Source organism: Pseudonocardia nematodicida (genome assembly GCF_040105385.1).
GTDB lineage: Bacteria > Actinomycetota > Actinomycetes > Mycobacteriales > Pseudonocardiaceae > Pseudonocardia > Pseudonocardia nematodicida.
Genome location: NZ_JBEDNQ010000001.1, coordinates 365,341 through 378,438, shown reverse-complemented (window position 1 = coordinate 378,438; position 13,098 = coordinate 365,341). Strand labels below are relative to the sequence as shown.

Annotated in this window: 13 protein-coding genes; 6 read left to right on the top strand and 7 right to left on the bottom strand. The window is 73.4% G+C overall.

Features of this window, described 5'->3' with window-relative positions; genetic code table 11:
- Window positions 1-54: 54 nt before the first annotated feature.
- The 6 genes from pyrH to WIS52_RS01715 form a co-directional block, all read right to left on the bottom strand.
- The gene (gene pyrH / locus WIS52_RS01740; protein WP_349296266.1) at window positions 55-795 is read right to left on the bottom strand and encodes a UMP kinase; all 741 of its coding nucleotides are present in this window, start codon (window positions 793-795) and stop codon (window positions 55-57) included.
- Window positions 796-900: 105 nt separating this feature from the next.
- Window positions 901-1,902 (bottom strand): twin-arginine translocase subunit TatC, encoded by a 1,002-nt coding sequence (gene tatC, locus WIS52_RS01735; RefSeq protein ID WP_379610261.1) that lies wholly within the window; start codon window positions 1,900-1,902, stop codon window positions 901-903.
- A gap of 61 nt (window positions 1,903-1,963) precedes the next feature.
- Window positions 1,964-2,248, bottom strand: a complete 285-nt coding sequence (gene tatA, locus WIS52_RS01730; RefSeq protein WP_349296264.1) for a Sec-independent protein translocase subunit TatA — start codon at window positions 2,246-2,248, stop codon at window positions 1,964-1,966.
- A gap of 172 nt (window positions 2,249-2,420) precedes the next feature.
- Window positions 2,421-3,521 carry a helix-turn-helix transcriptional regulator gene (locus tag WIS52_RS01725; protein ID WP_349296263.1) on the bottom strand — a complete coding sequence of 367 codons (1,101 nt, stop codon included), beginning with the start codon at window positions 3,519-3,521 and terminating at the stop codon, window positions 2,421-2,423.
- Window positions 3,518-4,528 (bottom strand): helix-turn-helix transcriptional regulator, encoded by a 1,011-nt coding sequence (locus WIS52_RS01720; RefSeq protein WP_349296262.1) that lies wholly within the window; start codon window positions 4,526-4,528, stop codon window positions 3,518-3,520. Before WIS52_RS01720 ends, WIS52_RS01725 begins: the two co-directional genes overlap by 4 nt.
- 127 nt (window positions 4,529-4,655) lie before the next feature.
- Window positions 4,656-5,540: a GlxA family transcriptional regulator gene (locus tag WIS52_RS01715; protein ID WP_349296261.1), complete on the bottom strand. Its 885-nt coding sequence runs from the start codon at window positions 5,538-5,540 to the stop codon at window positions 4,656-4,658.
- Window positions 5,541-5,638: 98 nt separating this feature from the next.
- Between WIS52_RS01715 and WIS52_RS01710 the strand changes: the two genes are divergently transcribed.
- The 6 genes from WIS52_RS01710 to glsA (WIS52_RS01685) all read left to right on the top strand — a co-directional run bounded on the left by WIS52_RS01710 (window position 5,639) and on the right by glsA (WIS52_RS01685) (window position 11,734).
- On the top strand, window positions 5,639-6,124 hold the full coding sequence (locus WIS52_RS01710; protein ID WP_349296260.1) for a (2Fe-2S)-binding protein: 486 nt from the start codon (window positions 5,639-5,641) through the stop codon (window positions 6,122-6,124).
- Complete coding sequence (locus tag WIS52_RS01705; protein WP_349296259.1) at window positions 6,121-7,128, top strand: FAD binding domain-containing protein; 1,008 nt, start codon at window positions 6,121-6,123, stop codon at window positions 7,126-7,128. Before WIS52_RS01710 ends, WIS52_RS01705 begins: the two co-directional genes overlap by 4 nt.
- Window positions 7,125-9,263, top strand: a complete 2,139-nt coding sequence (locus WIS52_RS01700) for a xanthine dehydrogenase family protein molybdopterin-binding subunit (protein ID WP_349296258.1) — start codon at window positions 7,125-7,127, stop codon at window positions 9,261-9,263. The genes WIS52_RS01705 and WIS52_RS01700 overlap by 4 nt, the downstream gene beginning before the upstream one ends.
- Before the next feature lie 53 nt (window positions 9,264-9,316).
- Window positions 9,317-9,550, top strand: coding sequence for a hypothetical protein (locus tag WIS52_RS01695; protein ID WP_349296257.1), 234 nt, complete (start codon window positions 9,317-9,319; stop codon window positions 9,548-9,550).
- Between the two features lie 91 nt (window positions 9,551-9,641).
- The gene (gene glsA / locus WIS52_RS01690) at window positions 9,642-10,691 is read left to right on the top strand and encodes a glutaminase A (protein WP_349296256.1); all 1,050 of its coding nucleotides are present in this window, start codon (window positions 9,642-9,644) and stop codon (window positions 10,689-10,691) included.
- 44 nt (window positions 10,692-10,735) lie between these two features.
- On the top strand, window positions 10,736-11,734 hold the full coding sequence (gene glsA, locus WIS52_RS01685) for a glutaminase A (protein ID WP_349296255.1): 999 nt from the start codon (window positions 10,736-10,738) through the stop codon (window positions 11,732-11,734).
- 46 nt (window positions 11,735-11,780) lie between these two features.
- On the opposite strand, the gene WIS52_RS01680 is transcribed toward glsA (WIS52_RS01685), so the two are convergent.
- Entirely contained in the window at window positions 11,781-13,055 is a 1,275-nt protein-coding gene (locus WIS52_RS01680) for a glucarate dehydratase family protein (protein WP_349296254.1), read from the bottom strand.
- Window positions 13,056-13,098: the final 43 nt, after the last annotated feature.

Below are 13,098 nucleotides of genomic sequence, written 5' to 3'. Positions count from 1 at the left end.
TGGATCGGTCCGCTGCGCGATCCGGACGTGCTCACACCCCCGTCGCCGGCCGGCTCACTCCGCGAACTCCGCCTCGGAGATGTCGGCGTTGATCTCGGTGCCGTGGTGCTCGCCGCGGCAGATGGCGGCCATCAGGCCGTCCTTCTCGATGTCGAACACGTGCAGCGGCAGGCCGTGGTCGCGGGCCAGGATGAACGCGGTCTGGTCCATCACCGCCAGCCGGCGCGACAGCACCTCGTCGTAGGGCAGGTGCTCGTAGCGGCGGGCGTCGGGGTTCTTGCGCGGGTCGGTGTCGTAGACCCCGTCGACGCCGTGCTTGGCGACCAGCAGGGCGTCCGCGCCGATCTCCAGGGCGCGCTGGACGCTCGGGTAGTCGGTGGTGATGAACGGCTGCCCGTTCCCGCCCGAGAAGATCAGGATCGAGTCCTTGTCCAGGTGCCGCTTGGCCCGCAGCCGCAGGAACGGCTCGGCGACGGCGTTGATCGGGATCGCCGTCATCACCCGCACGTTCTCCTCGCCACCGGCGGACAGCTTGCCGCGCAGCAGCAGGCTGTTGATCACGGTGCCGAGCATGCCGATGTTGTCGGCCTCGACGCGGTCGATGCCCCAGGTGTCGGAGCGGTTCCCGCGGAACACGTTGCCGCCGCCCACCACGACGGCGATCTGCACGCCCAGCTCGCGGACCTGCCGGATCTGCGACGCCAGGTGGGTCAGCGCCTCGGCGGAGAACCCGAAGCCGTCGTCGCCGGACATCGCCTGGCCGCTGAGCTTGATGACCACCCGGTTGTACTTCATGCGCGTCGTCCCGCCCCTGTATCTGCCGCCGTCCGGTCGTGGCAGAGCGTACGGAGGGGCGCACCGGCCCCGGCGTCGCGGGTGGCGTTCGCCGCCCTCACCTGCTCAGGTGATGTCGTCGAAACCGGACACCGGCGGTTCCGGCCGACGTTCCTGGGGCTGGGGAGTCGTGGCGGTGCGGGTGGTCGCCGGCGCCGGGGTGTCGACCCGAGACGGTCCGTCGACCTCGGACGGACCGTCCACTCGCGACGGACCCCCGATGTCCGAGGGCCCCCCGATGTCCGACGGCGTGGTGTCGATCGGCGACGGCGCGTCCGGGTCCCACGAGTCCCAGCCCTCGGCGGCCCGCTTGCGTTCCTTCCGGCGGTCGTTGAACCGGCAGATCTGGATCGCGGCCTCGAACAGCAGCGTGAGCGCGAAGGCCAGGGACAGCATCGAGATCGGGTCCTGGCCCGGCGTCGCGATCGCCGCGAACACGAACAGGCCGAAGATCAGACCGCGGCGCGACTTCGCGAGCATGGCGTAGGTCACGACGCCGGCGAAGTTCAGCGCGACCACGATCAGCGGGATCAGGAAGCTGACGCCGAAGATGATGATCAGATTGACGACCAGCGAGAAGTACGACGACCCGGTCAGCGCGGTCACCTGGATCTCGGTGCCGATCGACAACAGGAAGTTCAGCGCCTGCGGGATGATCAGGTAGGCGAGCACCGCACCGGTCACGAACAGCACCGCCGCGACCGAGACGAAGCTCATCGCGTAGCGCCGCTCGTTCTTCAGCAGCGCCGGGGTGATGAAGCCCCACAGCTGGTACAGCCAGACCGGGCAGGCCAGGATCACCCCGGCCGTCGCACCGACCTTGAGGCGCAGCATGAACTGGTCGAACGGCGTGGTGCCGAGCAGCCGGCACGAGCCGTCCGCGGCGAGCTCCGGACGGATCGAGGCCGGCAGAGAGCAGTACGGCTCCTTCAGCACGTCACCCAGGCTGGGGAACCCGAAGAACGGCGTCCCGAACCAGATGTAGCCGAACACCGTGGTCACCACGATGGCGAGCAGCGAGATCCCGAGCCGGTTCCGGAACTCGTAGACGTGCTCGATCAGCGTCATGGTCCCGTCGGGGTTGAGCCGACGCTTCCGACGGAACGGGGACTTCACGGTGCGGCGTACCTCAGGTCGTGGAGCCGGTGCCGCGGTCCTGCGGCTGAGCCTGCGGGGTCTGGGCCTGCGGGGCCGGGTCGCCCTGCTGCTGCGGGGCCGGGGCGGCGCCCGGGAGCTCCTGCGGCGCGGCCTTCGGGGTCTCCGAGCGGGCGTCGTCGTCCTTGAGGCCCTTCATCTCGCCCTTGAACACCCGGGCGGACTGCCCCACCGAACGTGCCATCTCGGGCAGCTTCTTCGCGCCGAACAGCAGCAGCAGCACCGCGATGATGATGAGCCACTCGTAGCCACCGGGCATGGTCAACCTCCGTCGAATGTCTCCGTGCCGCTCGGGCATCGTCTCCTGCGCCCGAGTGGCGATCCCGAGCATACGCACGCACACCGACGGTTCGGATCGCCCCCGGCCTCCGGATCGGCCCGGAACACGGCCGTCACCGGCCGTTTCCCGGGTGTTCTCCGCCGAGGCGCGCTCAGCCCGTCGCGGTGCCGTCGGCGAGAGTGCCGTCGGCGAGGTCGAGCGCGGCGCGGGCCCGGGCCCGCACGAGCCCGGCCAGCTCCTCCGGTTCGACGATCCGGGCCGCGCCGCCGAGACCCAGCACCAGGCGGACCAGCCAGTCCGGGTCGGAGTAGCGCAGCAGGACCCGGAGGCGGGCGTCCGGCGAGGACGACGGCGGGGCAGGGGTGGGCCCGGCCCGCGGCGGCTCGGGCGTCCCGGGTGGCGTGTCGCCCGCGGCGTCGGTACCGACCGGGTCCGTCGTCCCGGCGGCCGCGGCGCCGGTGGTCCAGTCGTCGACCGGGTAGTACTCCGCGACCCAGTGCGCGTCCGGATCGAGCTCGAGGACGGCGGCGCGCTGCCCCTCGGCGGGACGGAACAGCCCGCCCGAGACGTCCGTGGGCTCGGCGTCCGGATGTGGGCGGGCGGGCTCGTCGAGCTCCTCGGCCTGCTCGACGCGGTCGAGCCGGAACAGCCGGACCCCCTCGGCGCGCCGGCACCACGCCTCCAGGTAGCCGCGGCCCTCGACGAGCACCAGCCGCATCGGGTCGACATCGCGGCGGGACACCGCGTCCCGGCCCGCGGTGAAGTAGAGGATCCGCAGCGCGCGGCCCCGGGCCAGCGCCCCGCGCACGACGCCGGTGGTCTCCCGCTCCCCCACGCCGTTCTCCACCGCGACGAGGCCGCCGGCCGGTCCGGCCGCGCCGACCGCGGCCTCGATCTTCCCGATCGCCCGGCCGACCGCGTCCGAGTCGACCACCCCGGGCGTCTGGTGCAGCATCCGCAGCGCGACCAGCAACGCCGTCGCCTCGCTGGTGGTGAGCCGCAGCGGGCGGGTCAGCCCGGCGTCGAACACGACATCGACGGTGTCCCCGGCGAACGACAGGTCCACCAGGTCACCGGGCCCGTAGCCGGGCAGCCCGCACATCCAGAGCAGCTCCAGGTCCTTGCGGAGCTGCCGCTCGTCCACGCCGAAGTCCGCGGCCGCCTCGGCCACCGGCACGCCGGGATGCGCACGCAGGTAGGGCACCAGCGACAGCAGCCGGGGGAGCCGCTGCGCGACCCCCTGCCCGCTCACCGGGCCACCTCGGCGACCCCCGCCGCGGTATCGACCGCGCGGCCCGCCGCGGCCTGCCACAGCTCGCGCACCGCCGTCGCGAGCTCCGGCGGGTCGAGCACGGCGACGTCCGGGCCGTGCCCGGCCAGCCACCGGGCGACCGTCCCGCGGTCCCGGACGTCGAGCTCCAGCAGGACGCCCGGGTGTCCTGCACGGGTGTGCGGGCCGCGCTCGCGGCCGGCCCGGCGCAGCCCGGCCGCCCGGCCCTCGGCGACCCAGACCCGGGCCGTCGCCGTCACCGGGCCCGGCCCCGCCGAGGCGCGCACGATCCCGCGCAGGTCGGCGTCGGCGGGCACGGTCACGGCCCCGTCGGGGCCGGTCGCCCGGATCGTGCCGGTGATGCGGGAGAGCCGGAAGCAGCGGACGTCGGCCCGGTCGCGGTCGTGCCCGACCAGGTACCAGCGTCCGCGGTAGGACACCACGCCCCACGGCTCGACGGTGCGCCCCACCGCCGGCTCGGCCGGACCGCCCCGGCGGTGCTCGAACACGACGACCCGCCCGGCGCGGGTGGCGGCCAGCAGCGGGGCCAGCGCGGGCTCCCCCGCGTGCACGCCGGGCCGGACGGTCGCCGCCGGGGTCTCGGCGACCTCCACGCCCGCTGCGCGCAGCTTGACCAGCGCACCGTGCGCGGCGCCGGCGAGCTCCGGGGAGTCCCACAGGTTCCCGGCCAGCGCGACGACGGTGGCCTCGTCCGGGGCGAGCTCGATCTCGCCGAGCTCGTAGTCGGCGCGGGCGATCCGGTAGCCCTCCGCGGTGTCGAACGCCGAGGTGTGCCCGGTCTCCAGCGGCACGCCCAGCTCGCGCAGCTCGGCCTTGTCCCGTTCGAACATCCGGAAGAAGGCCTCGTCGTTGGGTGCCTCGGCGTAGCCCGGCACGGTCGCCCGGATCCGCTCGGCGGGCAGGTACTGCCGCGTCGACATCAGGCAGAGGACCAGGTTGACCAGTCGCTCGGCGCGCGCGGAGGACACCCCGGCATCGTATCCACGCGCTGCCGGGGCGCCCGGTCGCCCCGCGCATCCGGCACCGGGAGCCGCTTCCCCGGCACCGGCACCCCACCGGTTGCCGCGGCAGCGGCCCGGGGTGCGGGCGGCTGCCTCAGTGCGCGGCCCGGCGGTGGGTGGTCGGCGGGACGCCGAACGACGCGGTGAACCGTGCCCGCAGCGCGTCGGACGAGGGGAATCCGGAGAGGCGGGCGATCGCGTCCACGGGCAGCGTCGTGGTCTCCAGCAGTCGCCGGGCACGGTCGAGGCGCGCACCGAGCAGCCACTGCTTCGGGCTGGTGCCCACCTCGTCGTGGAAGTGCCGCAGCAGGCTGCGTTCGCTGAGGTTCGCGTGCCCGGCGAGGTCGGCGAGACCCAGCGGCCGGTCGAGGTGCTGCAGCGCCCACCAGCAGGTGTCCGACAGCGCGCTGCGGAGCGCGGCGACCGGGACGGGGTGGTGCGCGCCCGGCTCCTCTCCCCTGCCGAGGAGCCGGGCCAGCTCGTCCGCGTGCGCCGGCCCGGCGCAGCTCAGCAGGTTCCCGTCGACGACGCACGGGACACCGGCCGGCACGGTCGTCCCCGGGAACCTCTCGGCCAGCCGCCGGGCCGCGGCCGGATGCGTGGTGGCCCGGTGCCCGCGCAGCAGGCCGGCGTGCCCGAGCGCGAACGTCCCGACCGAGATCGCGACCAGACACGCCCCGCGCGCACCGGCCCGGCGCAGGGCGTCGAGGACGTCGGCGGGCGGCGCCGCGTCCCAACCGGGCACGTACCCCGGGACGACGACGGTGTCGGCTCCGGCCAGCGCGCCCGGACCGTGCCGCACGACCAGGTCGAACCCGTCACCGGTGGGCACTGCTGCCCCACCCGCCCCGCAGACCACGATCTCGTCGCCCGCGTCGGGCACGCCCGGCAGCGCGCCGGGCCCGAACACCTGCAGCGCGCAGCCGAGATCGGCGGTGACGAGGCCCGGCAGCGCGAGCACGGCGACGCGGTGGCTCATGGGACGTCCGAGCGTGCTGTACGTTTCGGCGAGAAATCAAGGCTCGTCGGCGATCCGCCGCCTCCCCCGCGGCGCCCCGGGCCCGGCAGAGTCGTCCGATGGAGTTCCGGACGCAGGTCACGGTCGTGCCCAGGGTGAACGGCGACCCGGTCCGCACCACGGTGTCCCCGCGCACGACGCTGCTGGACTGGCTCCGCGAGCACCGGGGCCTGACCGGCATCAAGAAGGGCTGCAACGAGGGCGCCTGTGGCGCCTGCACCGTGCTCGTCGACGGCCTGCGGATGAACGGGTGCCTGACCCTCGTCGCGCAGTGCGACGGCCGGGAGATCACCACCGTGGAGGGCCTGTCCCCGCCGGACGGGTCGCTGCACCCGGTGCAGCGGGCCTTCGCCGAGCACGACGCCTTCCAGTGCGGCTACTGCACCCCCGGGCAGCTGCTCTCCGCGGTCGGCTGCATCGCCGAGGGCCACGCCGGCGACGAGGGAACCGTGCGGGAGTGGATGAGCGGCAACATCTGCCGCTGCTCGGCCTACCCGCAGATCACCGCCGCGGTCCTGGCGGCGGGCGAAGGGGAACGACGGTGAAGGACTTCGCCTACGCCCGCGCCGGGTCGGTCGACGACGTCGTGGCGGCACTCTCCGATCCGGGGACGGCGGTGCTGGCCGGGGGCACCGAGCTGCTCAACTGGCTGCGGCTGGGGATCGCCGAGCCGGACCGGGTCGTCGACATCGCCGACCTCGGCCTCGACGACATCGGCGGCGACGGCGGCTCCGCGCTCGTGATCGGGGCGCGCGCGACGCTGAACGCCGTCGGCGGCAGCCCGCTGGTCGCCGAGCACGCCGGGGCGCTGTCGTCGGCCTGCCTGCAGGCGGCGTCGGCGCAGATCCGGCACCGCGCGACCCTCGGCGGCAACGTCCTGCAGCGGCCGCGCTGCCCCTACTTCCGCACCGAGGCGCCGGTGCCCTGGCCGTGCAACAAGCGCGAGCCCGGCAGCGGGTGCGCCTCCCTGGCGGGCCGGCACGAGCGGCAGGCGGTCTTCGGCGGCACCGACGGCTGCGTCGCGGTACAGCCCTCGGACCCGGCGGTGGCGCTGGCCGCGCTGGACGCGACCGCCGACGTCGTCGGGCCCGCGGGGTGGCGGTCGATACCGATGCGGGAGTTCCACCTGTCCCAGGCCGAGGCCGCCGCGACGGGCGAGCCGATGCGCGAGCACCGGCTCGATCCCGGCGAGCTCATCCTGAGCTACCGGATCCCGGTCCGCGGCGACCGCTCCGCGTACGTCAAGGTGCGCGAACGGGCGTCCTACGAGTACGCGATCGTCTCCGCCGCCGGCACGGTCCGGCTCGGCGACGACGGCCGGATCGCCGCCGCGCGGATCGCGCTGGGCTCGGTCGCCCAGCGGCCCTGGCGGCTCGACGACGCCGAGGCCGCGCTGGTGGGCCTGCCCGCGACCCGGGAGGCGCTCCTGCCGGTCGTCGACGCGGCCCTGCCGGACGCGGCGCCGCTGGCGCAGAACGCGTTCAAGGTCCCGATGGCCCGCAACGCCGCGGTCCGCGCCCTGCTGCTGGCCGCCGGAGGTGCCGCATGACGACCACCCACCGCCCGATCGACCAGCGGGTGGAGGCCCCGCTCAAGCTGACCGGGGCCGCCCGCTACGCCGCTGACCACGCGCCCGAGGGGGTGCTGCACGCGGTGCTCGTCGGTGCCCCGGTCGCCGCGGGCCGGCTGACCGGCGTCGACACCGCGGACGGCCGCGCGACACCGGGCGTGACGGCCGTCCTCACCGCCGCCGACCTGCCGTCGTTCGGCACCCTCACCGCGCCCGCCGCGGTGCTGACCATGCCGTTCTCCGACGACGTGATCCGCTACGAGGGCCAGCCGGTGGCGATCGTCCTGGCGGAGTCGGTGGCGGCGGCCGAGGCCGGGCGCGCGGCCGTCGTCGTGCACTGCGACGCGGCCGAGCCCGCCGTGCTGGGCGCCGGCGCCCGGGAGCCCGCCCCGGGCGTCGAGGAGTTCGTGCTCGGCGACGTCGACCGGGCCCTCGCCGAGGCGGACCTGCGCCTGGACCTCACCTACGTCCAGCCCCCGCGGCACCACCACGCGATGGAGACCTCCGGCACCGTCGCCCGCTGGGACGGCGACCGGCTGACCGTCTGGGACTCGGTGCAGGCCGGCGGGACCGTCGTCGGGGTCCTCGCCGGCGCGTTCGGCATCGACGAGCAGGACGTCCGGGTGATCTGCCCGCACACCGGTGGCGGGTTCGGGTCGAAGGGCTTCATCTGGCCGCACGAGATCCTGGCCGCGGCCGCCGCCCGGATCGCCGGACGGCCGGTGTCGCTGCACCTGCGCCGGTCCGACCAGTTCACCGCCGTCGGCTACCAGCCGTGGATCTCGCAGACCATCCGGCTCGCCGCCTCCGCCGACGGCACGCTGCAGGGCATCGAGCACACCGTCGTCAACAACACCGCGCTGGCCGACGACTTCGTCGAACCGGCGGCGATCGCCAGCACCGCGATGTACGCCGTGCCCGCGATCCGCACCCGCCAGTTCGTCGAACGGGTCAGCCTCAACCTGCCGACCCCGATGCGCGCGCCCGTCGAGGGGCCCGGGATGTGGGCGCTGGAGAGCGCGATGAACGAGCTGGCCGACGCCGTCGGCGTCGACCCGCTGGACCTGCGGCTGGCCAACCACGCCGACGTCTGCCCGTCCGACGGCCGCCCCTGGTCGGGCAAGGGACTGCGTGAGGCCTACGAGGAGGGGGCCCGCCGCTACGGCTGGCGCGACCGGCACTCCCGGCCCGGCACCGACGGCCCGTGGCGGATCGGGCACGGCATGGCGACCTGCTCGATGGGCAGCTTCCGGTTCCCCGGGCACGCCCGGGTGCGGCTGCGCGCCGACGGGTCGGTCGCCGTCGAGGCCGGGGTGCACGACATCGGCAGCGGCGTGCAGACCGCGCTCACCCAGATCGTGGCCGACGAGCTCGGCGTCGACCCGGCCGTCGTCGACGTGTACTGGGGGGACACCGACCTGCCGCGCACCGGGCCGACCTACGGGTCCTCGACGACGGTCGGGACCGGCAGCGCGGTGGCCGCCGCGGCCCGCGACGTCGGCAAGCAGCTCGCCGCGCTCGGGGTCGACGTCGACCCGGCCGAGGCCCTGGCCAGGGCCGGGGTCGACGCGCTGGTCGGCGAGGGCGACTTCACCGTGCGGAACGGGTTCGACATGGACGGGGCGAGCACCCCGTGGGCGATGCGGACCTGGGGCGCGATCTTCGTCGAGGTCGGTGTCGACCCCGACTTCGGTCTGCTGCGGCTGCGCCGGGCGGTCGGGGTGTACTCGGCGGGCCGGATCGTGAACCCGACGACAGCGCGCGCCCAGATGACCGGCGGGATCATCTTCGGCTGGGGCAAGGCGACCATGGAGGAGAGCGACCAGGAGCCGGTGCACGGCCGGTGGCTGGCCAAGAACCTGTCCAACGTGGCCGTCCCGGTGAACGCCGACATCCCGGCCGACCTGGACGTGTCGTTCGTCGACGAGTACGACGAGCACGCCGGCCTGATCGGCGCCAAGGGCATCGGTGAGCTCGGCGCCACCGGGGTCGACGCCGCCGTCGCCGCGGCGGTGCACGACGCCGTCGGCGTGCGGGTGCGGGACCTGCCGATCCTGCCGTGGAAGGTGTTCGAGGGTGTCTCATCCTGCGACACCGCGCCCGACGGGCGTTGACGGCGGCGTTCCGGCAGCGAAACGCTCGTCACCCGCGCAGGAAGGGGTAGGCAGTGGAAGCCGAGACGTTCAACCCGTGGACCGTGGTGAACCTGGTCTTCGAACACCTCGCGGAGCAGGGACTGCACCCGGTCCTGGGCGAGACCGGGGATCCGGCCGCGGCCGCGACGCAGCTGCTCGCGGCGATGGGGATCTCCGCAGCACCGGAGAAGGCGGGGCCCGCGGACCCGGACGTCCAGGACGAGCTGGCCGAGCTGCGCCGAAGGATCATGCCCGGGATCGAGTGACCCGGGAGCCGTGATCTAGGTTCCGTCGCGCACCGGAGGAGGACGCGGCGGGACACCAGGGGCCCCCGCTCGAGGAACCGCGGAGGGGGCGATGGAGCAGCAGACCGAGCGCGAGATCGTGCAGCAGCAGCTCGACGAGCTGCACCAGGTCATCGGACGGCCCGGTGGTATCCCGGACGGCCGGGTCGTCGCCTATTACCCGCCCACCATGTCCACCCGCGCCGACCTGTTCGGCCTGGCCGCCACCGACGTCGACGGCACCCAGTGGACGGTCGGCGACGCCGAGGTCCGCTTCCCGCTGCACTCGATCTCGAAGGTCTTCACCTACGGCCTCGCGCTGGAGGACAACGGCCGCGAGGAGGTGATCCTCCGGGTCGGTGTGGAGCCCTCCGGCGACCCGTTCAACTCGATCACCTTCGACGAGGTGAACAACCGCCCGTTCAACCCGATGATCAACGCGGGTGCGCTCGTCGCGGTCAACCTGGTGCACGGCGCGTCGAAGGAGGAGAAGGTCGAGCGGCTGCTCACCCGGCTGCGGATCTACTCCGGCAACCCCGACCTGGCCATCGACGAGGGCATCCTCGCCGAGCAGCTGGTGTCCAACGACCGCAACGTCTCGCTGTCCTACCTGATGCGCAGCCTGGGGATGCTGCACGGCAACATCGAGGACAACCTCTACGTCTACCTGGCCGCCTGCTCGGTGACGGTCACCGCGCTGGAACTGTCCACGATGGCCGCGACGCTCGCCCGTGGCGGCGCGAACCCCTTCACCGGCGTGCCGGCACTCCCCCGCACCTACACACGTGACGTGCTGTCGGTGATGAGCATGTGCGGGATGTACGACGCGGCCGGCCAGTGGGCCTACGACGTCGGCATCCCCGCCAAGTCCAGCGTGTCCGGCGCGATCCTGGCCGCCATCCCGGACGCGCTCGGCGTCGGTGTCTTCTCCCCCGGCCTCGACCGGCACGGGAACTCGGTGCGCGGCGTCGCGGTCTGCCGGGCGCTGTCCGAGCGGTTCGGGTTGCACGTGTTCGCCGACCCCTCGGAGTCCCGGCTGGGCCGGATCGTGCGCCCGGCGCGGCGCGAGGGCGGGACCGAGATGTACCCCTCCGGCGACGGCTGGCTGCCCGACGGGCTGTGAGTCCGTACCTTCGACGCTGCACGACGTCGATCGAGAGGACACCGATGGTCGCCCAGGCCGAGCGCGAACTGGTCCAGGAACAGCTGGAGGACCTGCGCAGCAGCTGCTCGAAGGGTGGCGGTCTGCTGCCCGGCGAGGAGGTCGTCAGCTACTACCCGCCGGAGATGGAGCAGCAGGCCGACCTGTTCGGACTGGCCGGCACCAACATCGACGGAACCCAGTGGGAGACCGGGGACACCGAGGCCCGCTTCCCGCTGCACTCGATCTCCAAGGTGTTCACCTACGGCATGGCGCTGGAGGACAACGGCCTCGATGCGACACTGCGGCGGGTCGGGGTGGAGCCGTCCGGCGACCCGTTCAACTCGATCACCTTCGACGAGGTGAACAACCGCCCGTTCAACCCGATGATCAACGCCGGTGCGTTGGTCTCGGCGAACCTGGTGCACGGCGCGTCGAAGGAGGAGCGGGTCGACCGGCTGCTGGAGCGCTACCGGATCTACACCGGCAATTCGTCGCTGGAGGTCGACCAGAAGATCCTCGCCGAGCAGCTGCGGTCGAACGATCGCAACCTCGGCCTGTCCTACCTGATGCGCAGCCTCGGCATGCTGCACGGCGACATCGACGACAACCTGTTCGTCTACCTGTCGATGTGCTCGATCACCGTCACGACCTCCGAGCTGTCGATGATGGCCGCGACGCTCGCGCACGGCGGCCGCAACCCGATCACCGGCGACCGGGCGCTGCACCACGACCACCTGCGCACGGTGATCAGCGTGATGAACATGTGCGGCATGTACGACGCCGCCGGGGAGTGGGCGCACGACGTCGGCATCCCGGCCAAGAGCGGGGTGTCCGGCGGGATCATGGCGGTGCTGCCGAACTACTTCGGGCTCGGCGTCTTCTCCCCCGGCCTGGACCGGCACGGCAACTCGGTGCGCGGCATCGCGGTCTGCCGGGAGCTCTCGGCCCGGTTCGGGCTGCACGTGTTCGCCGACCCGAACGACTCCCGCTTCGGCCGGGTCGCCCAGCCCGAGCTGGCCTGACGCTCGTGAGTGGTTGTCGCGGCCGGGGCCGCGACAACCACTACGACTACCAGCGGGGCTTGACCAGCTCGTAGCTCGGGTCGATCGTCTTCATGTAGCCGGTGTCGTCCCGGTCGGTGATGCCGCTGCGCAGGTACTGCTCGTGCTGCGCGCCCAGCCGGTCGCGGTCCAGCTCCACACCCAGCCCCGGCGTCGTGGGCACGACGACCGCGCCGTCGGAGAAGGTCAGCGCGCCCGGCACGACGACGTCCTCGGACGCGTCCTTCCACGGCCAGTGCGTGTCGCAGGCGTACGTCAGGTTCGGGGTGGCCGAGGCGAGGTGGGTCATCGCCGCGAGGCTGATCCCGAGGTGGCTGTTCGAGTGCATCGACAGCTTCATGCCGAAGGTGTCGCAGATGCCGGCGAGCAGCCGGGAACGCTGCAGCCCGCCCCAGAAGTGGTGGTCGGAGAGCACGACCGACACCGACCCGGCCCGGATGCCGGGCTCCAGGTCGGCGAAGCTGACCATGCACATGTTGGTGGCCAGCGGCATCGGCACCTTGCGCGCCACCTCGGCCATGCCCTCGATGCCCTCGGTCGGGTCCTCGAGGTACTCCAGGATCCCGTCCAGCTCCTGGCCGACCCGGATCGAGGTGTCGACGGTCCAGGCGGCGTTCGGGTCCAGCCGCAGCGGGACGCCGGGGAACTCGGCGGCCAGCGCCTTGATCGCGGCGATCTCGGCGTCCGGCTCGAACACCCCGCCCTTGACCTTGATCGCGGAGAAGCCGTACTCGCCGACCATCCGGCGGGCCTGCGCGACCAGGCCGTCCGGGTCCAGGGCCGCGCCCCACTCGTCGGGCTCGGCGCCGGGGTGCCCGGCCCACTTGTAGAACAGGTAGGCGGAGTAGTCGACGCGGTCGCGGACGGCGCCGCCGAGCAGGCTCGAGACCGGCAGCCCGGTTGCCTTGCCCTGGATGTCGAGGCAGGCGACCTCGAACGGCGACAGTACGGCGTCGGCGGTGCTGGAGTTGGTGACCATGCCGGCCATCCCGTGCCCGCCGGTGCCGGTGTCGCCCTCCAGGGAGACCCGGACCTCGCGGGCGAGGCCGTTGAGGTCCCAGACGTCGGTCCCGGTGATCCGCTGCGCCGCGCGGCGCAGCCGGTTCAGGTGCTCGGTGTCGCCATAGGTCTCGCCGAGGCCGTAGAGGCCCTCGTCGGTGCGGACCTCGACGATCGCGCGGATCGCGAACGGCTCGTGCACGCCGACGGTGTTGAGCAGCGGGAGGTCCCGGAAGGCCACGGGGGTGACGGCGACGGTGGAGATGCGCTGAGCGGTGGGCACGGTGGTCGGACTCCTTTGCGACGACGACGACGGTGTCTTCGTG

Bases quoted from the DNA above. Each gene is read 5' to 3' on its own strand.
- glsA (WP_349296255.1), top strand. From the start codon at position 10,736: ATGGTCGCCCAGGCCGAGCGCGAACTGGTCCAGGAACAGCTGGAGGAC.
- tatC (WP_379610261.1), bottom strand. From the start codon at position 1,902: ATGACGCTGATCGAGCACGTCTACGAGTTCCGGAACCGGCTCGGGATC.
- WIS52_RS01715 (WP_349296261.1), bottom strand. From the start codon at position 5,540: ATGAGCCACCGCGTCGCCGTGCTCGCGCTGCCGGGCCTCGTCACCGCC.
- glsA (WP_349296256.1), top strand. From the start codon at position 9,642: ATGGAGCAGCAGACCGAGCGCGAGATCGTGCAGCAGCAGCTCGACGAG.
- WIS52_RS01700 (WP_349296258.1), top strand. From the start codon at position 7,125: ATGACGACCACCCACCGCCCGATCGACCAGCGGGTGGAGGCCCCGCTC.
- tatA (WP_349296264.1), bottom strand. From the start codon at position 2,248: ATGCCCGGTGGCTACGAGTGGCTCATCATCATCGCGGTGCTGCTGCTG.
- pyrH (WP_349296266.1), bottom strand. From the start codon at position 795: ATGAAGTACAACCGGGTGGTCATCAAGCTCAGCGGCCAGGCGATGTCC.
- WIS52_RS01710 (WP_349296260.1), top strand. From the start codon at position 5,639: ATGGAGTTCCGGACGCAGGTCACGGTCGTGCCCAGGGTGAACGGCGAC.